21 protein-coding genes are annotated in these 21,187 nt (G+C 33.1%); 15 read left to right on the top strand and 6 right to left on the bottom strand.

Annotated features, from left to right (window positions below):
• Window positions 1–235 precede the first annotated feature (235 nt).
• Window positions 236–1,000 (bottom strand): CHAP domain-containing protein, encoded by a 765-nt coding sequence (locus SH09_RS08030; RefSeq protein WP_042739129.1) that lies wholly within the window; start codon window positions 998–1,000, stop codon window positions 236–238.
• Between the two features lie 492 nt (window positions 1,001–1,492).
• Between SH09_RS08030 and SH09_RS08025 the strand changes: the two genes are divergently transcribed.
• The 4 genes from SH09_RS08025 (at window position 1,493) to SH09_RS08010 (ending at window position 5,298) form a co-directional block, all read left to right on the top strand.
• Window positions 1,493–2,545 (top strand): LLM class flavin-dependent oxidoreductase, encoded by a 1,053-nt coding sequence (locus SH09_RS08025; RefSeq protein ID WP_042739128.1) that lies wholly within the window; start codon window positions 1,493–1,495, stop codon window positions 2,543–2,545.
• 14 nt (window positions 2,546–2,559) lie between these two features.
• Entirely contained in the window at window positions 2,560–2,919 is a 360-nt protein-coding gene (locus tag SH09_RS08020; protein WP_042739127.1) for a DoxX family protein, read from the top strand.
• A 796-nt stretch (window positions 2,920–3,715) separates the two neighbouring features.
• A complete protein-coding gene (locus tag SH09_RS08015) occupies window positions 3,716–4,063 on the top strand; it encodes a transcriptional regulator, SarA/Rot family (protein WP_042739126.1) in 348 nt (115 codons plus the stop codon).
• A gap of 155 nt (window positions 4,064–4,218) precedes the next feature.
• Complete coding sequence (locus tag SH09_RS08010) at window positions 4,219–5,298, top strand: PTS sugar transporter subunit IIC (protein ID WP_042739125.1); 1,080 nt, start codon at window positions 4,219–4,221, stop codon at window positions 5,296–5,298.
• Window positions 5,299–5,545: 247 nt separating this feature from the next.
• Here SH09_RS08010 and SH09_RS08005 read toward each other — a convergent pair whose 3' ends face one another.
• The 4 genes from SH09_RS08005 to SH09_RS07990 are packed head-to-tail and all read right to left on the bottom strand — an operon-like array spanning window position 5,546 to window position 8,539.
• Window positions 5,546–6,244, bottom strand: a complete 699-nt coding sequence (locus tag SH09_RS08005) for an amino acid ABC transporter permease (RefSeq protein WP_042739124.1) — start codon at window positions 6,242–6,244, stop codon at window positions 5,546–5,548.
• Between the two features lie 11 nt (window positions 6,245–6,255).
• The gene (locus SH09_RS08000) at window positions 6,256–6,942 is read right to left on the bottom strand and encodes an amino acid ABC transporter permease (RefSeq protein ID WP_042739123.1); all 687 of its coding nucleotides are present in this window, start codon (window positions 6,940–6,942) and stop codon (window positions 6,256–6,258) included.
• Window positions 6,942–7,793 carry an amino acid ABC transporter substrate-binding protein gene (locus tag SH09_RS07995; RefSeq protein ID WP_042739122.1) on the bottom strand — a complete coding sequence of 284 codons (852 nt, stop codon included), beginning with the start codon at window positions 7,791–7,793 and terminating at the stop codon, window positions 6,942–6,944. The genes SH09_RS08000 and SH09_RS07995 overlap by 1 nt, the downstream gene beginning before the upstream one ends.
• Entirely contained in the window at window positions 7,790–8,539 is a 750-nt protein-coding gene (locus tag SH09_RS07990) for an amino acid ABC transporter ATP-binding protein (RefSeq protein WP_042739121.1), read from the bottom strand. The genes SH09_RS07995 and SH09_RS07990 overlap by 4 nt, the downstream gene beginning before the upstream one ends.
• Before the next feature lie 152 nt (window positions 8,540–8,691).
• On the opposite strand from SH09_RS07990, the gene SH09_RS07985 reads away from it, so the two are divergent.
• The 4 genes from SH09_RS07985 to SH09_RS07970 all read left to right on the top strand — a co-directional run bounded on the left by SH09_RS07985 (window position 8,692) and on the right by SH09_RS07970 (window position 12,984).
• On the top strand, window positions 8,692–9,843 hold the full coding sequence (locus tag SH09_RS07985; RefSeq protein ID WP_042739120.1) for an acyl-CoA dehydrogenase family protein: 1,152 nt from the start codon (window positions 8,692–8,694) through the stop codon (window positions 9,841–9,843).
• 481 nt (window positions 9,844–10,324) lie between these two features.
• Window positions 10,325–11,227: an ABC transporter substrate-binding protein gene (locus SH09_RS07980; protein ID WP_042739119.1), complete on the top strand. Its 903-nt coding sequence runs from the start codon at window positions 10,325–10,327 to the stop codon at window positions 11,225–11,227.
• A gap of 406 nt (window positions 11,228–11,633) precedes the next feature.
• Entirely contained in the window at window positions 11,634–12,191 is a 558-nt protein-coding gene (locus SH09_RS07975) for a biotin transporter BioY (protein ID WP_042739118.1), read from the top strand.
• 34 nt (window positions 12,192–12,225) lie between these two features.
• Complete coding sequence (locus SH09_RS07970) at window positions 12,226–12,984, top strand: GNAT family N-acetyltransferase (protein ID WP_042739117.1); 759 nt, start codon at window positions 12,226–12,228, stop codon at window positions 12,982–12,984.
• Window positions 12,985–13,017: 33 nt separating this feature from the next.
• Here the strand turns inward: SH09_RS07970 and fdhD are convergent, their stop codons facing one another.
• Window positions 13,018–13,824: a formate dehydrogenase accessory sulfurtransferase FdhD gene (fdhD, locus tag SH09_RS07965; protein ID WP_042739116.1), complete on the bottom strand. Its 807-nt coding sequence runs from the start codon at window positions 13,822–13,824 to the stop codon at window positions 13,018–13,020.
• Window positions 13,825–13,990: 166 nt separating this feature from the next.
• Here fdhD and SH09_RS07960 point away from each other — a divergent pair, with 166 nt between their 5' ends.
• The 7 genes from SH09_RS07960 to SH09_RS07930 all read left to right on the top strand — a co-directional run bounded on the left by SH09_RS07960 (window position 13,991) and on the right by SH09_RS07930 (window position 21,090).
• Window positions 13,991–14,998, top strand: a complete 1,008-nt coding sequence (locus SH09_RS07960) for a LacI family DNA-binding transcriptional regulator (protein ID WP_042739115.1) — start codon at window positions 13,991–13,993, stop codon at window positions 14,996–14,998.
• A 116-nt stretch (window positions 14,999–15,114) separates the two neighbouring features.
• The gene (locus SH09_RS07955) at window positions 15,115–16,281 is read left to right on the top strand and encodes a galactokinase (RefSeq protein WP_042739151.1); all 1,167 of its coding nucleotides are present in this window, start codon (window positions 15,115–15,117) and stop codon (window positions 16,279–16,281) included.
• A gap of 17 nt (window positions 16,282–16,298) precedes the next feature.
• Window positions 16,299–17,300 (top strand): UDP-glucose 4-epimerase GalE, encoded by a 1,002-nt coding sequence (galE, locus tag SH09_RS07950; RefSeq protein ID WP_042739150.1) that lies wholly within the window; start codon window positions 16,299–16,301, stop codon window positions 17,298–17,300.
• 3 nt (window positions 17,301–17,303) lie between these two features.
• Entirely contained in the window at window positions 17,304–18,812 is a 1,509-nt protein-coding gene (galT, locus tag SH09_RS07945) for a UDP-glucose--hexose-1-phosphate uridylyltransferase (protein ID WP_042739114.1), read from the top strand.
• Between the two features lie 185 nt (window positions 18,813–18,997).
• Window positions 18,998–19,786: a molybdate ABC transporter substrate-binding protein gene (modA, locus tag SH09_RS07940; RefSeq protein WP_042739113.1), complete on the top strand. Its 789-nt coding sequence runs from the start codon at window positions 18,998–19,000 to the stop codon at window positions 19,784–19,786.
• Between the two features lie 17 nt (window positions 19,787–19,803).
• Window positions 19,804–20,475, top strand: coding sequence for a molybdate ABC transporter permease subunit (gene modB, locus SH09_RS07935; RefSeq protein ID WP_042739112.1), 672 nt, complete (start codon window positions 19,804–19,806; stop codon window positions 20,473–20,475).
• Window positions 20,476–21,090 (top strand): ATP-binding cassette domain-containing protein, encoded by a 615-nt coding sequence (locus SH09_RS07930; protein ID WP_042739111.1) that lies wholly within the window; start codon window positions 20,476–20,478, stop codon window positions 21,088–21,090. It begins immediately after the preceding gene.
• Window positions 21,091–21,187: the final 97 nt, after the last annotated feature.

Raw genomic sequence — 21,187 nt, 5'->3', positions numbered from 1 at the left:
ATGATATGAGTTTGAGTTGAGTAATAATTGTAGCGATATTACTTTAATTATCTGTATATTCATCGATAATTCAATGTAGGTAAAGATTTAAAATATCCTTCTATAATCTATTTAATCGGTTTTACATTGTATATTGTAGCGATGGTGCAATGTAAGACCGGTTCTCGTTTGTTTTCGTATGATGAATATAAATAAAAAAGGCAATCCATATGGATTGCCTTTTGAAACATACTTATTAGTGAATGTAGTTGTAGCTTGAAGCTTCACTTGCTGAAATTGTACGTGAAGTAACAACACCAGCGCCTTGACCGTAGTTCATTTCTGAAACAGTGATTGAACCATCGCTGTTAACACTTTCAACATATGCTACGTGTCCGTAAGCACCAGCTGAAGTTTGTAAGATTGAACCTTGTGAAGGTGAGTTATTTACTGTGTAACCTGAAGCAGCTGCAGCGCTTGCCCAGTTATTAGCATTGCCCCAAGTTGATCCAATTTTACCGCCAACTTTGTCGTATACATAGTATGTACATTGACCAGCAGTGTATAGGTTGTTTGAAGAACCTGAAGTGCTAGAAATTGAAATTGATGAACTTGATGATGAGCTAGTTGATTTTGATGAACTTGATGGTGCACTTGTAGTTGTTACTTTGATGTTATGGCTTGAAGTAGAGTTTGAAACTGAAGCGCCTCTTCCACCAGTTGCTTGATTATTAGCTGTATATGATTGCTTACCATAGCTATTCCCAGTAGCGTATGAAGCAGTTTGATTATAGTTACTGTAGTTACTGTGACCTTGGTCAGCTTGACTAGGGTTCCAGTTACCTTTCCAATCGTAGTGGTAGTTACCTTGTTGATCGATTGTGTAAGAATACTCGTATGATGTTGGATCGTTTGGATTGTATCCACCGTTATTATTTTCTGCTGCATCTGCATCGTGATGTGCAAAACCAAAAGTAGCGATTCCTGCAGTTGCGATTGTAGCTGTAGCGATTTTCTTCATTATAAAATATCCTCCTAGAATTTCTCTCTATTTATTATTATATTTTTCGTAATGCTATTCCCAGTCTCTAACGACAATAATTTGTTTTTTATGTTTTCGCTGTTTCAACGACAAGAAATACTTTATCAGAAAAATAACCATTTGTGTGCATTGTTATCGTTTTGTAATTTAGTTCTAATAATTTAACCTAATGTGTAACAAATAAAATGAATTAAAAAAGTAGTGGAATACTTGTTTTATAAGGGTTTTGCGCTACAAAGTGTATTGTTACAATCTCTATTATTACAAAGCTGTAAAATAACAGAAAATTTCAAAATATAATTGATTAGGTAAATTTATTATTTGAAAATACAAAAATACTATAGATTAATTGTGCAGCAGTAGGTCATATTATACATATAAAAAATTGAATTAAGCAGAGATATTGACACCTTTATCAGAAAGTTTTAATATTTAGGTATAAAAATTATACTAGATTTGGAGGTGTTAATAGTGAAGATAGAAATTGGCTTGACCTCTTTTGCAGATAATGGTGATATCTATACAGAACAAGGTAAACAAGATGCAATCAGTAATGCACAAAGAATTCGTAATATAATAGAAGAAATAGAAACAGCAGATCGAAATGGTTTGGATGTCTATGGTCTTGGTGAACACCATAGACCTGATTATGCAGTATCAGATCCAGTAACGGTATTAGCTGCAGCCGCTAGAAATACCAAGCATATTAAATTAACTAGTGCAGTTACTGTATTATCTTCAGATGATCCTGTTAGAGTATATGAACGCTTTTCTACATTAGATGCAGTTTCAAATGGACGTGCCGAAATAATGGTAGGAAGAGGTTCATTTATAGAATCATTTCCATTATTTGGATATAATCTAGATGACTACGAACAGTTATTTAATGAAAAGATTGATTTACTTCTTAAGATTAATCAACATGAAATCGTCAATTGGAAGGGGCATTTACGACCTTCTATTGATAATTTAGGTGTTTATCCTAGAGCTGAACACAATGCATTGCCTATATCAATAGCTACTGGAGGTACTCCGGAATCCTCGTTAAAAGCAGGAGCATTAGGATTACCAATAACTTATGCTATAATTGGTGGAGATCCGAAAAGATTTAGACGTAATATAGACATGTACCAGTCAATTGCTGAATCTTATGGACATAAGGTAGATGATTTAAAAATTGCAACACATTCATGGGGCTATATTGCTGATACAGATGAACAAGCGAAGCGTGAATTTTTCCCATCTGTTAAAGCAAGTCATGATATATTGGCTCAAGAACGTGGTTGGCCACCGTATGACCAAAATAGCTTTGAGAGAGAAGCTGGGCCCCACGGTGCCTTGTATGTAGGTAGTCCTGAAACCGTCGCACAAAAGATTATAGAAACAGTGGAAACACTAGGCATAACACGATTCATGTTGCATACCCCTGTTGGTTCGATGCCACATGAAAGAACGATTCGTACTATTGAATTATTAGCAAATCGTGTGAAGCCTATTGTAAATAAATATTTTGAAAATAAATAGAAGGAGCGTTTTTAATGATTTTACGTTATTTAACAAATTTAAAATTAGCAAAAGAATTATATGGAGCAGCAAAACCAAAATTACAAGGTGATCAATCAATGAAAGATACATTTGAAGAAGTGTTTAACTTACCTTCAAATGCAGTACCATTGGCTGGCGCGGTTGAAGCATTAAGTGCTTTATTCTTCGTATTAAGTTTTGGTAGCAAAAAGCTATCACGCCTTGGTTCATTATTAGCAATTTCAGTATTAGGTGTTGCGGCATTTAAACATTTTGAAGCTGGACATGGTAAAGCTGGTGCTAAACATGCGTTAGATTTAACTGGTTTAGCAGCATTAAGCTTACTAGATACTGTAGATTGTAAAAAGAAATAAATCAAAACTACTATAGTTAGATACTTATATGAATATAAGTAAAGTACTTTTGGACATAAATCCTATAAAAATAACACTCAGATGATTGAATTCAATTTATCTGAGTGTTTTTTGTTCAATATTATATATATTATTGGCTCGCTTTCCTAGGGGCCAGCTTCAGCCTGTAGTCTTCAGCTTGTCCTGTTCCCTCAGGAGTCTCGCCAAATTATTTCTTAAAGAAAAGTATTTTACATTAAGATACAAATGTTAAATTTCTATAGGAATGTAAATCATCCAATCCACAAATTTGCATCTATTTTTTGTTCAATATTATGTATTGTTGGCTCGCTTTCCTAGGGGCCAGCTTCAGTCTGTAGTCTTCAGCTTGTCCTGTTCCCACAGGAGTCTCGCCAAATTAATGATACTACGTGTTATTTAATACACATTACAAAATTAAAAACAAATAGTATACGTAATATTTTAGTTGTGTTGAATCACTTTAAAAGTATTAAGTTAAGTGAAAAGTGGACATTATGTTAATTTTATCTACATTTATAAATGAAAGATCAATCGAAATGATAAAATATTTTAACTAAAATCATAGCTCGCTCATTTTTTATTAATAAAATGTTGCGTTAACTACTATTGTTTTATTTTTAAAAGTAAATATTAAAAAAATAGTGGGCATTTTTAACATTTTTCATAGCTACTTATATTGAATAGAATGTACGGAATAGTATAAAATTATTATATTAATATATAAGAATCACTTTAGTATATATTAACATCTAGAATAAACATTAGGAGTGGTTATATGGAACAACAAAAGTTTAAAACACTAAATGAACTTATTGCTACTTATCAACAAGGGAAGAAATTCTTTAAGAGTTCTAAAAAGCAATTTAAGTTAAACTATGAAGAAATCTATATTTTGAATTATCTTTATAATTGTAATTCAAATGAAATAACAGCAAAGGAAATTGCACTTTCATCCGATCTCAAGCCATATTATTTAACGAAAGCTTTACAGAAATTGATTAAAATGGAATTTTTAAGTAAAAAAAGAAGCCAAATTGACGAAAGAACCGTAGTAGTCTATATAGATGATCAACAACGAGCGAAAATAACTCAAATTATTGAACAATTGCAATCACAATTATAATAACTTTTGTGATTAAAATCATTATATATATTACCTCTATTATGTAAAAATATATTGTAATTTATATTTTGCACTCTAATATATTATTTCTAATGTATGTGATGTGATACAATTAATGACGGTTATGAAAACGCATACATAAAAGGGGTAATATAATGAAATTATTAATCGGGGTATTATTTTTAGGATTAGTATTATACTTATTTACACTATTTACCAGTAAGGCTCCAAAAGGTGGAAAGGCTATGGGAGCTTTAGCCAATGCAGCTATAGCTTCATTTTTGGTTGAAGCCTTTCATAAATATGTGGGTGGAGACTTAATGGGTATGGATTACTTAGGGCAATTAGGTAATATAGCAGGCGGTTTAGGTGGTGTAGCAGCCGCTGGACTCGTCGCTTTAGCATTAGGTGTTTTACCTGTATACGCATTTGTGATAGCAGTAGCGTGTGGCAATATGGATTTATTACCAGGATTTATTGCAGGTTATTTAATGAGTTTTGTTATGCTATGGATAGAAGAAAAATTTCCAGATGGACTGGATTTGATTGCATCAATCGTTATAGTTGCACCATTAGCAAGATTATTAGCAACTGCTTCTACGCCTGTGGTTGATGCGACATTATTACAAATAGGCAATATAATTAAAGATTCTACACATTCTAGTCCTATATTAATGGGGATTGTCTTAGGTGGTATTATCACTGTAGTGGCAACTGCACCACTAAGTTCAATGGCGTTGACTGCGTTATTAGGTCTCACAGGTACACCAATGGCAATCGGTGCATTAGCAGTGTTTGCATCTTCGTTCTTGAACTTTGTGTTATTTAAAAAGCTAAAATTTGGAGATAGAAAGACGACAATTGCTGTCGCTATAGAGCCACTATCACAAGCAGATATTGTTACTGCAAACCCAGTGCCAGTTTATGTGACAAACTTTGTTGGCGGGGCAATTTCTGGTATCATTATCGCATTGTTCGGTTTAGTTAATAATGCAACAGGTACAGCAACGCCCATTGCTGGTTTAATGGTTATGTTTGGGTTTAATAATGCCTTAACAGTAATATTAGTAGCAATGCTATGTGCAATTTGTAGTGGGGTTTGTGGATATCTAGGCGCATTAGTATTTAAACGGTATCCTATTGTGACAAAGGCCGAATTAGCTGATGATGCCATGCCTAAAAAGGTAAAACACTATTATGAATTAAAAAGAAAGTATGCCGAATCTATCGCATAAAATTAAAAGTTTATTCATAAGTCATATACCATCACAAGCAGATAAAGGTAAACTATGTGATGATTGTACTTTATAATAAAGTAAGCCAGTAAATGAATTTATATTCGTTTACTGGCTATTTTTGTCTCATATTTGTTAAGCATATACGAATGTGGTAATAATAACTTTGAATTTAATGTGATCTATATACTACAAATTTGAATAGGCACTGGCTATTCATCATTATTATTACATCGCATAATTAGAATTAATTGGATGTGAATTGTAGATGACGTGTTGTTTTATTTTCTAATTTCGAGAAGATTACTTCAAAAATAATGGCAAGCAACCAGTAAAATGCTGCAGCTACGGAATAAACTGGGATGAATCGATAACCTTCATTTGCAATGACATGGCTAACGGCCATAATTTCAGTTACTTGAACAGCAAATGCTAGAGAAGTCCCTTTTAAAAGCATAATAAATTGGTTTTCAATATTGGGTAAAGCATAACCAAATGCTTGAGGTAAAACGATACGTCTATAAATATTAAATTTAGATAGACCAACTGTTTGAGCCGCCTCTATTTGACTATTTTCTACTGATTGTAAACCACCTTTAATTGATTCGCTCAGATAAGCTACCGCATGAAGTGAAAATACAATAAGTGAAATAATTAATGGTGAAAACATATCAGGATTAATAGATAAATTAAATTGATCATTAAGCAATAAAATTAGTGAAGGTAACCCATAGTAAACAATAAATAATTGTACGATTAAAGGTGTACTTCTGAAAAAAGAGTTATAAATAATAATTAATTGTGATAATACTGGAACGTTTTTTAGTCGTATGATTGCAAAAAGTGTTCCTATGATTAAACCAAATATTATGGCAACTATAGTGATAATTAAAGTGTTGGGAACACCCTTTAATACCTCAAAGATTGTATATAAAATAAATGACATATTTATTCTCCTTATACTTGATATGGTTTTTCTGTTTTATTATGAATTGCAGTGAATACGCCTTGAATTATTAATGCAATCATCCAATAAATAAGGGAGATAACGATATATACTTCTAACATACCGAGCCCATAATTATTACCGATAATGAGTTTAACTTGTCCCATCATATCAATAATACCGATTGTAAATGCTAGAGAGGTATCTTTAACTAATTCGATAATTTGTGTCGTCAAATTAGGAATGCTATTGCGTAAAGCTTGTGGAATGATAATATCTTTCATAATTCTTGGGTAGGATAATCCGACTGTTAGACCAGCTTCTATTTGATCATAATCGACGGATTGATAACCAGCACGTATAATCTCAGAAAGATACGCTCCTGTATGAAATGAAAAGGCTAATACTACAAAAAACATTCTACTAAAATGATTGATATCAATATGAATAAATAATAATAATTGAGGTAATGCAAAATATACTAAAAATAATTGTACTAAGAGTGGTGTACTGCGAATAAATGATAAATATACTCTGACAATAGGTGCAAGGAAAGGTATTTTATTAATACGTATAACAGCTAATAAAAAACCAATAATAATAGAAAATAGTAATGACAATAATATGATACCTAATGTAAGTGGCAATCGTTGCACGACTTGTAAAAATAAGTCAATCCAATTTATTGATGCGCTCATTATTGCACCTCCAATTTATCTTTATCTTCGTTGATTTCGTTTAAACTATCAAAAACGTTTAAATCAAAGTATTTTTTTGACAATGCTTGAAGTTTACCTTCGCGCTTTAATTCTTTAGTTGCTTGATCTATATCATCGTGTAATTTCTGTTGTTTCTTATTATAGACAATATGGAGTGGTTCTTTTTTGACGATGCCACCGATTTTGACATTGGCGTTGATTTGTTCTTGAATTGCTTTATATGTATTCCAATTTAAAAACATTGCATCTCTTCTTTGTTGACTTACCATTTTTAAATTATCTCCATTGGATGGTTCTTGAATTGTATCTATATCGATTTGTTTCTGATGTGATTTGTTATATTGTGTAAGTATTGAGAATAATCCGCCACTTGGAGCCATAGGTGTAAGGCGTTTGCCTGGCAAATCATCTAAGCTATGTATATTATTGTTATCCTTATTAACTACTAATAAAGGTAAAGCATAGCTGTATGGTTCATCTTGATAGAGAAATTGTTTTTCTCGTTCTGGTGTTTTAAAGAACCAATTGATTCCCATATCAAATTTTCCAGAACCAATACCAACTAAATTAGATTCCTCTTCGCCAACTTCATATTTGAAATCATATTGAGGTAATTTTTTCTCTAGCAATTTCATATAATCCATATCTAAACCAACGAATTCATTCTTTTTATTTGTGTATAGGTAAGGTGGATTCACTTCTGCTGACAGTGCAACTTTAACTTCTTGTTTCGATGAGCTATTTTGCGAATTACTATCTTTACCACAAGCTGCCGTTGTCAAAATTAGCAACAATAGTATCGCTAAATAGCAAGAACGTTTAAAGGTCATACATAATCACCTTCTGTTCGTACTTTATTTAAAAAGCGATGTATACGTTCTGAATTAGCCTCTTCTAATACTTCTGTTGGTGTGCCACGATGTGCGATTTTTCCTTCATCTATAAATAGAATTTGGTCAGCAATAGCTTTTGCAAACTCAATCTCATGCGTCACAAGTACCATCGTCATTCCTTTTTCGGCAATTGATTTTATAAGTGTTAATATACTGCGTATTGATTCGGGATCAAGTGCAGATGTAGGTTCATCCAACAATAAAATTTCTGGATTTAACGCTAATGCACGTATGATGCCGATACGTTGACTTTGGCCACCTGAAAGCTGTATTGGATATTTATCTTTATGCTCTAATAAATTCACTTGGGATAAGTATGACTCAGCGATTTCCGTGGCTTTATTTAGGCTCATTTTTTGTCCATATATTAAGCCTTCTGTTATATTTTCTAATATTGTCTTATTTTTAAAGAGGTTATAGTTCTGAAACACCATTGCAGATTTACTACGTAATTGCTTTATATCCTTTTTAGTAAAGTGACTAGCATCAAATGTTGTATCATTAATTTGAATTGTTCCGGATTTGGGTATAGCAAGCGCATTTAATGTTCTTAAGAGCGTAGTTTTACCGGAACCACTAGGACCAATAATGGCTGTTACTGTTCCAGTTTTTTGTGAAAAGCTCACGTCATTTAAAACTTTATGATCCTTGTATTGAAGTTTAAGATTATTTACAGAAATCATTTTGTTGTCCTCCATATATGTATTAATTAAAAACTATCATAATATATCTTATCGGTAAAGTAAGGATTAAATTTTTTAATGACTTTATTTAGATAATGTTGAGTGTTAAACTAAGATTATCATAATAAGAGATTAACTAAGAGGTGATAGAAGTGAATGATTCCGCATTAATACATTCAGATATACAACAAAAGTGGATTCATAAATTTGAAACAATAAAGGAAACATTTCAATCTAGAGCGGCATACAATGACATACATTCTCGCTTTCCTTATGAAAATATAGAATGGCTTGTCAAAGAAGGCTATTCTAAATTAACACTACCAAAAAGCTATGGCGGAGAAGGTGCTACCATTGAAGATATGGTGATTCTGCAAAGTCATCTCGGCGCTATAGATGGTGCTACTGCCTTATCAATAGGCTGGCACTTGAGTGTTGTCGGCCAACTTTATGAACAAGAGTTATGGGAATCACCAATGTTAGAATCATTTGCAGAAGCTGTGAAACAAGGTGCGCTAGTTAATAGAGCGATTAGTGAAGCGGAAACTGGTAGTCCAACTAGAGGCGGCAGACCAGCTTCCCATGCTGTAGAAACAGAAGATGGTTATGTGTTAAATGGAGTTAAAACATTTACATCGATGAGTAAAGGGTTAACCCACTTTGTTGTCAGTGCATATAGTGAATCACTCGAACAAGTAGGGTACTATTTAGTTACAAAGGATATGCAAGGTGTTGAAATTGCTGATAATTGGAATATGCTAGGAATGCGCTCAACTGAAAGTCATGATTTAGTGTTAAATGATGTACACATTCCTAAGGAGAATTTTGTAGAAACGAGAAGTGCTGGCGTTAAGAAACCTAATGGCTGGATTCTACATATTCCGAGTGTATATCTTGGTATTGCACAAGCTGCTAGAGACTATGCAGTAGATTTTGCTAAAAAACATAGTCCAAACAGCATTGAGGGGTGTATTGGAGAACTGCCAACCGTCCAACAAAATATAGGTAAGATGGAATCATTATTATTATCTGCTAGACATTTCTTATGGAGCACCGCACAGCTTTATACATCAGAAGCAACACCGAATGTTTGGAATGAAACATCAGCCTCAAAAGTATTAGTGATGAATCAAGGTCTTGAAGTGATAGATATTGCCATGAGAATTGTTGGTGCTAAGAGCCTTGAGATGGATCGCCCTTTACAGCGCTATTATCGTGATATGCGAGCAGGGTTACATAACCCTCCAATGGAAGATATGGCTTATACAAATATTGCTAAGTCAGTACTTGGTTTATTCGAATAAGCTAAGTATTATATATGGCTTTATTTTATAGAAGGATTTGGAATATCAAGGCTAGAGTGAGAGTCTGGGATATTAGCTTTCAAACTAAAATAGAATCGATGATTTTTACTGTGAAAATGTAAAAATCATCGATTTTTTTATTATTATCAAATTGATTAGTACTTAGTGCTGTTGTTTTTCTGATATTGATAGCCATTTATGCTAATCTTAGTTCACGTTTTAACCTTGTTATTCCTAGAACTGTTTCTACAAAATGATTTACAATTTGTGGATAGCATTTTCAGGTATAAGTATTTCAGTTTCCTTATTATTTATTTTAAAAAATAAGAGGCAATTATTTTTATACTTATATAGAAATTTTATACGTAGTTTTTTGAATTATTAATTATCACAATACTTGTAAATATTACTATTGTAAAATTACTTTAGAAGCTATATAATTACTTTGTAACTGATAATCGTTTTCAATGGAGGGAAATAAATGAAGAAATTATTGTTTCCGTTAATTGCCTTAGTTTTAATTTTGGCAGCTTGCGGTAATAAATCGGATAGCGATTCAAAGAAAGAAGAAACAAAGTCTTATAAATTAGATAGTGGCAAGAGTATCGATGTACCTAAATCACCGAAACGCATTGCGGTTGTTGCACCTACATATGCTGGGGGAGTTAAATACCTTGGTGGGAAAATTGTTGCTGTAAACAAGCAAGTAGATAGCAGTAAATTGTTAAAAGATAAATTTAAAGGTGTTACAAAAGTTGGAGATAACGATGTTGAAAAGGTTGCTAAATCAAAACCAGATTTAATTATTGTATATTCTACTGATAAAAACATCAAAAAATACAAAAAAATTGCACCAACAGTTGTATTTGACTATGGTAAACATAAATATCTAGATCAACAAGAAGAATTAGGGAAATTGTTAGGTAAAGAAGATAAAGTTAAAGCTTGGGAAGAAAAGTGGAAAGCTAAAACTAAAAAAGATGGTAAAGAAATCAAAGAAAAAATTGGTTCAGATGCAACAGTATCAATCTTCGATGAATTTGACAAAAAATTATATAGTTACGGACCAAACTGGGGTCGTGGTGGCGAAGTATTATACCAAGCATTCGGTCTAAAAATGCCTGAGAAATTAGACAAGTTAGTTAAAAAAGAAGGCTGGGCTGAAATTAAACAAGAAAAACTTGCAGATTATGCTGGTGATTATATTGTTTCAACAAGTGAAGGTAAAGCTACGCCATCATACGCTAAAACAGATTTATGGAATAATATTCCAGCAGTTAAGGATGGTCATGTAATCAAAGTTCAAGCAGAAACTTATTGGTATAATGATCCATACACATTGGAATATATGAGAAAAGATTTAAAAGAAAAATTATTAAAATAATATAAAGCTATGAAATTGTATTATCAGTAACTTATTAGGGAATTTAGTAAGTGCTTTAAAGCAATATACTTATTAAATGACAATAGACTATTATTATTTTAAGTGTTTGGGACGTAAATCCCATTCTCAAAATAAGAGAGTTAATCCTCAACGGATTAGCTCTCTTTTTACATTTGAAAAAACTTGTGATTAAACGTTGATGCCTAAGTTTAATTTTGATTATACCAATCAATACATTAATGCGTTATTTTTCTAGAAATTACGCATTAATGTATTTTTATCCTAACCATCATTGTAAAAATATATTGCATTTTATTGAATCTAAATATATCATTCAATATTGTAAACTGTTTTTATATTAATGTTTACATTAATGGTGAGATAACGAAATTAAGGAGGATGTATTGTGACTACAAAATATTTAGTATATACAGCATTAATGACGGCAATCATTGCTGTGTTAGGTTTTGTTCCAGCAATTCCGTTGCCAATTATGCCTGTACCTATCGTGTTACAAAATATAGGTATATTCTTGGCGGCAATTATCTTAGGGAGAAAGTATGGCACGATAAGTGTGATTGTCTTATTATTACTTGTTGCAGCGGGATTACCATTATTATCTGGTGGCAGAGGTGGTATAGGCGTATTTGCTGGTCCATCTGCTGGTTTCTTATTTATGTATCCAGTTGTTGCATTTCTCATTGGTTTAGTAAGAGACTTATACTTCAAAAAGATTAATTTTATCTTATTATTAGTTACAACTATTATATTTGGGGTAGTATTATTAGATGTAGTAGGTACGCTTATTATGGGCATAATTACTAATATTCCAATGAGTAAATCGATACTTTTATCATTTGCATTTATGCCTGGAGATATAATAAAAGCAATTATTGCAAGCTTAATTGGCAATATATTATTAAATCATAGTCGTTTCCAACAATTATTAAAAACAAACAATTAATTGACAAGGTGTGGTGATGGAGTTGAAAATTTCGATGGATAATATCTTTCAACAAGGTACGATATTTAAAAATGAAAAAGATAAAACGATCTACTTAACTCCGGATGAACCCTTAGTCTATGATACGAATAAATGGGAATACAAGTATTTACCTTCAATCACAGAATTTAAACAACATGTCTTGAAACAAGCTAAATTACATCAGCAACAAGGTTCCGAACATTTAGCATTTGTTTTTCCAGAAAATGTACTACTTTCTGATACGTGGATTAATTTATTAGAGCGAACTGGTTTTGAATTAGGTTTAATGGAATTGTATGCCATTGAAGCTAAGGATTTTCCGCAATCGAACAACACTGACATTGATATCCAATTTGTTTCATCAGAATCAATTGAGGATTACATACAAATTTATAGAACATTTGCCTTACCATATGGCAATGCATATGCAAATGAGAGTATTCAACTCCTGAGAGCTAGTTATGGTATCGATAATAAAGAACGTCTGATAGCTTATAAAGCAGGCCAGCCTGTAGGTATATTGGATATAATCGTTTCGGACAATACAATCGAAATAGATGGCTTTGGTGTGTTACCAAACTTTCAAAGACAAGGAATTGGAACTGTTATGCAGAGTTTTGTAGCTCGTTATGCTGGTGAAAAGCCAATGATTTTGATAGCTGATGGAGAAGATACTGCAAAGGATATGTATATCAAGCAAGGGTATCAGTTTATAAGCTTTAGGTATCAAATAGTAAAAGAGACCATTGAAGATAGTGATATACAATTATAAGTATTTAAATAAAGCTGTAGATGCATTCGGAATTTAAGTTTCGTTAGCGTCTACAGCTTTTATGCGCTCTGGATGGCTGTATACATTAAAGTTACCATCTCTTATAAAACCGACTGCTGTTATATTCAAATCTTGAGCTAATGTGATGGCTAATGTAGTAGGAGCAGATTTTGATAGTATCATGCCTACTCCAATCTTTGCAGCCTTGATTAATATTTCGGATGAGATTCTACCACTAAAGATCAATACTTTATTGCGCACGGGTATATGTCTTTGTATGCAATATCCATATAGTTTATCTAATGCATTATGTCTACCGATATCTTGGCGGTGTTCAAAGAATGTTTCACCATCGCTGATTGCAGCATTATGCAATCCACCTGTTTGTTTAAATACCTTACTTGCACTTTGTAATCTTGTCATCATATTTAATACCTGAGTCGGTGTTAAGGTGATGTCGGAGAGTGAAGTCTTGGCAACAGCCATATCGTTTTGAAAGTAAAAAGCACGACTTTTTCCACAACATGAAGCAATGGTTCGCTTCGTAGAATATTCAAAACGCTCACCTAGTTCTTTATTTAGATGGACATGAGCAAAGCCCTTACTATCATCAATTTGAATAGATTTCAAATCTGTACTTTTCAATATGGCACCTTCAGATGCTAAAAAACCTAGCACTAGCTCTTCTAAGTGATTAGGACTACAAATAACAGTGGCAAATTCTGAGCCATTTACCATGATAGTTAATGGGAATTCTGTAACATAATGATCTGTTGTTTGGATTAATGCGCCTTGTTCATAACGTACAATGGGTTGATTAGTTAAGACATCTTCATGCATAAGTACACCTCATTTCTTTTCATTTACTAAGTGTAACTTATTTTTAAATGTAAAAAAATAAAACAGATTAATTGTACCAATAGTAGAAAAAACAATCGGTAATGTAAATGGTTGATACCTAAAGAGTAAACAAGTAAACTTAAAGTAAACAATATGAGGTGATACAATGGCGAGTATTAGAGATATAGCAAAAGAGGCAAATGTGAGTCCGGGTACTGTGTCCCGTGTGTTAAATAATGATCCAACACTGTCTGTTGCAGCAACAACACGAGAGAGAATTCATGATGTGGCTAAACGCATGCAATATCAAAAGGTATCACGTAAAAACAAGACAATTCAAATCATCACATATGCTTCACGAGCTAAGGAAATGTCAGATCCATATTACAGAGAAATTAGATTAGCTATTGAAGCAGAAGTAACACGACTCAATTTATCATTGAAACGTACTATTAGAATTGATGGGAGTAGTGGTGTTGTAGATTTCGATAAAGTTGAAAAGGCTGGAGCAATTATCGTGGTAGGTAACTTTTCAGAAGCAGCGATTATCGAATTACAAGCACACAATAATAATATTGTTGTTATTAATAATCCAAATACACCTAAATCTATAGATGCCGTCTATTCAGATTTACATTATGCCATGACAACATTATTAAATGAAATTGAGAAAATGAATTTAAAGCGAGTAGCATATGTAGGTGGTACCCATACAGTTAGGAATCTTGCAGGGGAAGCTAAATTATATAACACAGATCCTAGATATGAAGCTTATACAGCATGGTGTGAAGACCATCATATTGATGCCTTGCCGATAATGAGTGGCTGGGAACAAGAGGATGGCAAATTAGCAGTACAACGTTTTATAGCTGAAGATACTTTGCCAGATGTGTTAATAGCTGGTAATGATATGGTTGCTATTGGTATTTTACAACAGTTACAAAGTGAAAATATTAAATTACCTGATGAAGTTAAATTAGTAAGCTTTAATGATTTAGAAGTCATTCAATATGCCGTTCCATCAGTTAGTGGGGTACATATACCGGTTGATGAATTTGGTAGAACAGCTGTGCGTATGGCTGAAGAACGTATAAATAAAACACGTAAAATTGCAATTCACGTTGTAGTGGAGGCGCAATTAAATGAACGTACAACCTTCAAAACGATGCATTGAATGAAGTTCATTGACAAAACATTTAGTAAACAAGTAAACTCATTTTAAGTTTACTATATTGAAATAAAATAATGTTACGGACGAAAGTGCGTCACACAATAAGGAGCGGATGGATGATGTTACAAGCAATGCATAAACAATTCGAACGGTTATTTGATAGCAGGGCAGATGTTGCAGCTTTTGCGCCCGGGAGAATTAATCTAATTGGTGAACATACTGATTATAATGGGGGTTATGTTTTTCCTGCTGCAATTGAATTAGGTACGTATGGTTTAGTGTCAAAGCGTTCAGATGATATGGTGCAATTATTTTCAAATAACTTTGAAGATAAGGGGATGATTAGCTTTTCGCTAAATGAGCTAGAATTTGATGATACGCATGATTGGGCCAATTACCCAAAAGGAATTATTAAATACTTGAAAGCACAATTTCCACATATTACTCAGGGCTTTAATATGCTTGTAGAAGGTAATATTCCAAATGGTGCAAGCTTGTCTTCATCAGCATCTATTGAATTATTAACAGGTTGGCTACTAAGACAATTATTTAATTTAGAATTATCAAGGTTAGAATTAATAAAAATGGGTCAGCAAGTTGAAAATAAATTTATGGGCGTGAATTCAGGTATTATGGACCAATTTATCATTGGCATGGGTAAAGCTGAACATGCAATTATGTTAGATACAGCAACGTTAAAGTATGACTATGTACCAGCGAAGTTTGGTGATTATGTCATATCGATAATGAATACAAATAAACGTCGGAATTTAACGGAGAGTAAGTACAATGAACGTCGGGCAGAATGTGAATCGGCACTAGAAGCATTAAAACAAAAATTAGATATAGCAGCATTGGGTGAATTGTCAACGGAGCAATTTAAAGCACATCAATATTTAATTGAAAATGATGTTGAATTGCGCCGTGCAAGACATGCAGTCACTGAAAATGAACGTACAAAACAAGCGTTCAAAGCATTAGAACAAAGTGATTTTACAACCTTTGGTGAATTGTTAAATGCATCACATAACTCATTGAAAAATGACTATGAAGTAACAGGTAAAGAGTTAGATACTTTAGCTGAAACGGCACAAAAGGTAGAAGGTGTATTAGGAGCGAGAATGACTGGTGCAGGGTTTGCTGGCTGTGCAATTGCGCTAGTACATAAAGATAGTATTAAGCAACTAGAATCTGAAGTATCCCAAAAATACCAGGATGATATAGGTTATCTACCATCATTTTATCATGTAGGTATTAGCGAAGGCGTTAAAGAACTAACGATATAAAGAGGAGGAGATTTATGATGTCTGTATTAGTATTGGGTGGAGCCGGTTATATTGGTAGTCATGCTGTTGATCAGCTCATTTCACAAGACTTTGAAGTAATTGTAGTTGATAACTTAGGAACGGGGCATAGAGATGCGGTTCATAAAGATGCGCAATTTTATGAAGGAGATATTAGAGATAAAGCTTTCTTAACTAATGTATTTTCACAACATCAAATTGAAGGTGTGTTTCATTTTTGTGCATATTCGTTAGTAGGAGAATCTGTTCAAAAGCCATTAGCATACTTTAATAATAATGTACAAGGTCTACAGGTATTATTAGAGGTTATGTATGATTATCAAGTAGAACATATTATCTTCTCTTCTACTGCAGCGGTATATGGTGAGCCAGACAACGTACCTATTACAGAAGATGATTCAAAAACGCCTACTAGTCCATATGGTGAAAGTAAATTAATGATGGAAAAAATGATGCGTTGGAGTCATGAAGCATATGGTGTAAATTATGCGGCGTTACGTTATTTCAATGTGGCTGGTGCTAAAGAGGGTGGTTCGATTGGTGAAGATCATAGACCAGAGACACATCTTATTCCTATTGTTCTTGAAGTTGCTTTAGGTCAAAGAGATCATTTGACGATATTTGGTGATGATTATGATACACCAGACGGATCATGTATTAGGGATTATCTTCATGTAGTTGATTTAATCGATGCGCACATCTTAGCCTTTAAATATTTACAAAGTGGTGGAGAATCTGGTGCCTTTAATTTAGGCAGTAGCCAAGGATACTCAGTTTTTGAAATTTTAAAGGCAGCAAGAGAAGTGACGCAACAACCAATTAAAGCCGAAGTAGGAGAGCGAAGAGCAGGTGATCCAAGTAAGTTGATTGCTTCTAGTGATAAAGCTAAGAGGTTACTTGGTTGGCAACCGCAACATGATGATATTAATGACATTATAGCTTCAGCTTGGGCTTGGCATAATCAAAATCCTAATGGTTATCTTGAAGATACGGAGGGATAAAAGATGTTATTAGAGCAACAACTCGTAAATCGCTTTGTGGCATTTGCAATTAAGTATGGTGATTTCGAAAATGAAGATGCTATTTATATACAAAATCGTCTGTTAGCAATATTAAATGCAGAAGGTATTGATCAAAAATTGTCAATGCCTGATTCAATCAATAGCGCGCCTTCTCCAAATGATATTACTCAGTATTGGATTCAACAGGCAATTGAGCAACAAATGATTGAAGATGCTTTATACAATAAAGAAATAATTGAAGCACAAATTCTTGATTTAATAACACCTAAACCATCAATGATTAATCAGCGATTCTTTGAAGCCTATAAGGAAGCACCTCAAAATGCGACAGATTATTTTTATGAAATTTCAAAGCTAAATCATTATGTTAAAGAAGATGCCATAGCGAACAATATTAATTATGAAGTGTCGACGGAATATGGGGATATAGAAATTACGATTAACCTATCTAAACCAGAAAAGGATGCTAAACAGATTACTTTAGCGAAAGAAGCAAAAAGTTCAGCATATCCACAATGTGCATTGTGTATTGAGAATGAAGGGTATAAAGGTTCTGTGCTTCAAGCTGCGCGTACCAATCACCGTATTATAAGAATAGAGTTAGATAATGAACACTTTGGTTTTCAATATTCTCCTTATGCATACTTTCAAGAACATAGTATCGTGTTGTCGGAACAACATGAACCAATGAAAATTAATAAGCAAACATTTAAAAATTTACTGGCGTTTATTGATCAATTTCCACATTACTTTATAGGTTCTAATGCTGATATTCCATTAGTTGGTGGTTCGATATTGTCACATAACCATTATCAAACTGGAAGACATACATTCCCTATGGATAAAGCACGTGAATTAGACCGTTTTTCGCTAGTCCAATTTCCTAGTGTTGAGGCTAGTATTTTAAAATGGCCGATGAGTGTCATTAGATTGAAAAGCGCAGATAAAAATGAACTTATCGAAGCGGCTACTTTTATTATGGATGGTTGGAATCGTTATTCTGATGAAACTGTCCAAATTAAAGCGTTTAGTAATAATGGTGAGAGACATCATACCATAACACCAATTGCAAGATATCGTAATGGTTTATATGAATTAGATGTTGTATTAAGAGACAATCAGACGTCTAATGAATACCCAGATGGAATTTTTCATCCTCATCAAGATGTTCAACATATCAAGAAAGAAAACATAGGGTTAATCGAAGTAATGGGCACAGCAATCCTTCCTGGCAGATTGAAGGAAGAGCTACAACATGTCAAAGCCTATTTATTAGGTGATAATTATATTGATTTAGGTATCCATCAATCATGGGCGGATACAATGAAAGCTAATTATAGTATAAATAAGTCTAATGTTGATGAAATTGTAGACAAAGAAGTAGGCTATAAATTTAAACGCGTGTTAGAGGATGCTGGTGTATTTAAACAAACTGAAGTAGGACAGAATGCATTTATGCGCTTTATTCACACATTAGAAAGCACTCAATAAAATATCATTGAGCTTGTCAAAAACATTTTTTGGCAAGCTTTTTTGTGAATTTTTTAGCAATTAGTATTGAAAGTATGATTAAAAATTCATTTAGTGAAAATTATTTTATAAATTGTTAATTTAGTTACCCTTTTGTTTTTTAAAAAAGAGGAATATAATAATTCACAAAGGAAGGGGTATTAAATATGAACAAATATTACAAACCATTTTTGATAATGGTCCTAGTATTAAGTGTCATTGTAGCTGGCTGTTCGAATTCATCTGCACAAAAGAGTGACAACAAAAAAAGTAGCCAAAATAAAAAGCAAACGTTACAAATTTCTGCTGCAGCTAGTTTAACAGATGTTACAAAAGATTTAGAGCAAGCATTTGAGAAACAGCATAAAGATGTTGATATAAGCTTTAACTATGGTGGTTCTGGTGCGCTGAGACAACAAATAGAAAAAGGTGCGCCAACCGATGTGTTAATGTCTGCTAATACAAAGGATGTCGACGCTTTAACTGAGCAAAATAAAGCGCATCATACATATAATTACGCAAAAAACAAATTAATATTAATCGGTGATGATAAACATAAGTATCATCAAGTTAGTGATTTACAACAAGGAGATAAATTAGCAATAGGAGAAGTGAAATCAGTACCAGCTGGGAAATATGCAGAGCAATATTTGAAATCACAAGGGTTATATAAGCAAGTACAAGATCATATTGTTTATGCTAAAGATGTCAGACAGGTATTGAATTATGTTGATAAAGGTAATGCGCAACTCGGTTATGTATATAAAACAGATTTATATCAAAATCAACAGAATGGTAATGATAAAGTTAAAGAAATTGCTGATGCTAAGTTGAAAAAGCCAATTATTTATAAAGCGGCTACAACATCTAATAAGAAGATGGCAAAAGAATGGGTAGATTTCTTGAAAACAAATAAAGCGAAATCAATCTTGAAGAAATATAAATTTGAAGCATAAAGTAGGAGGTTAACGAGATGCCAGATATTACTCCATTTTGGATATCTTTAAAAGTAGCTATATCGAGTACACTGATTGTATTAATACTTGGTATTCTCATTGCAAGATGGCTATATCAAAGGCATGGTGTAATGGCGCGAGTTATAGAGAGCTTTATTGTGTTGCCTATTGTATTGCCTCCTACCGTTATGGGTTTTATATTGCTTATTATCTTTTCGCCAAAGTATCCGCTAGGTCATTTTTTTACACAAGTACTCCATATACCTGTCGTCTTTACCTTAACTGGTGCAATCATAGCTTCTACGATTGTTAGTTTGCCATTGATGTATCAACATACGGTGCAAGGGTTTCGTAATATTGATACGAAGATGCTGAATACTGCAAGAACTATGGGAGCCAGTGAGTTAAAAATATTTTTCAAGTTAACATTACCGTTATCTAAGCGCGCTGTGTTATCAGGTGTAATGATGAGTTTCGCACGAGCGATTGGCGAATTTGGCGCGACGCTGATGGTTGCTGGCTATATTCCAAATAAGACGAACACATTACCACTTGAGATATATTTTTTAGTAGAACAGGGCAAGGAAAATCAAGCATGGTTATGGGTTATTGTATTAGTGGCATTTGCTATAACTGTAATTGGCACGATAAACCTTATGCATAGAGAGCGTTTTAAGGAGGGGACTTAATTGATAGATATTCATATAGTCCAACAGGTTAGAGATTATCGTTTGAAAGTGAATATTAACGATGAGCAACCGCGAATATATGCGCTAACAGGTCCTTCTGGTATTGGTAAAACAACAGTGTTAAATATTATTGCGGGGTTAACTCCGGCTGCCAAAGGTTACATTAAAGTTAATGGTCGTGTGTTAACAGATACTGAACTAGGCGTTCAAGTGAAAATTCAACAACGACGTATTGCGTATTTATTTCAAGATTATCAATTATTTCCAAATATGACAGTGATGCAAAATTTAACCTTTATGTCACGACATTCTTCACATATCACAGAATTAGCTAAGCAATTAAATATTGCGCATTTAACAAGTCAATACCCAAGCAGCTTGTCAGGGGGAGAAGCTCAAAGAGTTGCACTTGCACGTGCATTGACTACGAAACCTGATTTAATATTGTTAGATGAGCCTTTTTCAAGTTTGGATGATAATACGAAAAATGAAAGCATTGACTTAGTTAAACAAATATTCAATTTATGGAAAATACCTATTATCTTTGTTACACATTCACATTATGAAGCAGAAACGTTGGCGGATGAAATTATTACTTTAAAGCATGAATTATAGCTATAAAATATAACTCATTATCAGAAGTTAATCTGGTCATAATAAAGATGTGTTGAAGTTATATAACTTTAATATTGTGCCATTTAAGCATGTAATA

The organism is Staphylococcus gallinarum, assembly GCF_000875895.1.
Taxonomy (GTDB): Bacteria; Bacillota; Bacilli; order Staphylococcales; family Staphylococcaceae; genus Staphylococcus; species Staphylococcus gallinarum.
This window is presented reverse-complemented; position numbering and strand designations above follow the sequence as displayed.

What these genes read in the sequence shown, in the direction of transcription:
- SH09_RS07970 (WP_042739117.1), top strand. Translation starts at nt 12,226, where the DNA reads ATGGATAATATCTTTCAACAAGGTACGATATTTAAAAATGAAAAAGAT.
- SH09_RS08020 (WP_042739127.1), top strand. Translation starts at nt 2,560, where the DNA reads ATGATTTTACGTTATTTAACAAATTTAAAATTAGCAAAAGAATTATAT.
- SH09_RS08005 (WP_042739124.1), bottom strand. Translation starts at nt 6,244, where the DNA reads ATGTCATTTATTTTATATACAATCTTTGAGGTATTAAAGGGTGTTCCC.
- modA (WP_042739113.1), top strand. Translation starts at nt 18,998, where the DNA reads ATGAACAAATATTACAAACCATTTTTGATAATGGTCCTAGTATTAAGT.
- SH09_RS07990 (WP_042739121.1), bottom strand. Translation starts at nt 8,539, where the DNA reads ATGATTTCTGTAAATAATCTTAAACTTCAATACAAGGATCATAAAGTT.
- galT (WP_042739114.1), top strand. Translation starts at nt 17,304, where the DNA reads ATGTTATTAGAGCAACAACTCGTAAATCGCTTTGTGGCATTTGCAATT.
- SH09_RS07960 (WP_042739115.1), top strand. Translation starts at nt 13,991, where the DNA reads ATGGCGAGTATTAGAGATATAGCAAAAGAGGCAAATGTGAGTCCGGGT.
- SH09_RS07980 (WP_042739119.1), top strand. Translation starts at nt 10,325, where the DNA reads ATGAAGAAATTATTGTTTCCGTTAATTGCCTTAGTTTTAATTTTGGCA.
- SH09_RS08010 (WP_042739125.1), top strand. Translation starts at nt 4,219, where the DNA reads ATGAAATTATTAATCGGGGTATTATTTTTAGGATTAGTATTATACTTA.
- galE (WP_042739150.1), top strand. Translation starts at nt 16,299, where the DNA reads ATGTCTGTATTAGTATTGGGTGGAGCCGGTTATATTGGTAGTCATGCT.
- SH09_RS07995 (WP_042739122.1), bottom strand. Translation starts at nt 7,793, where the DNA reads ATGACCTTTAAACGTTCTTGCTATTTAGCGATACTATTGTTGCTAATT.
- SH09_RS07955 (WP_042739151.1), top strand. Translation starts at nt 15,115, where the DNA reads ATGTTACAAGCAATGCATAAACAATTCGAACGGTTATTTGATAGCAGG.
- fdhD (WP_042739116.1), bottom strand. Translation starts at nt 13,824, where the DNA reads ATGCATGAAGATGTCTTAACTAATCAACCCATTGTACGTTATGAACAA.
- SH09_RS08000 (WP_042739123.1), bottom strand. Translation starts at nt 6,942, where the DNA reads ATGAGCGCATCAATAAATTGGATTGACTTATTTTTACAAGTCGTGCAA.
- SH09_RS08015 (WP_042739126.1), top strand. Translation starts at nt 3,716, where the DNA reads ATGGAACAACAAAAGTTTAAAACACTAAATGAACTTATTGCTACTTAT.
- modB (WP_042739112.1), top strand. Translation starts at nt 19,804, where the DNA reads ATGCCAGATATTACTCCATTTTGGATATCTTTAAAAGTAGCTATATCG.
- SH09_RS08030 (WP_042739129.1), bottom strand. Translation starts at nt 1,000, where the DNA reads ATGAAGAAAATCGCTACAGCTACAATCGCAACTGCAGGAATCGCTACT.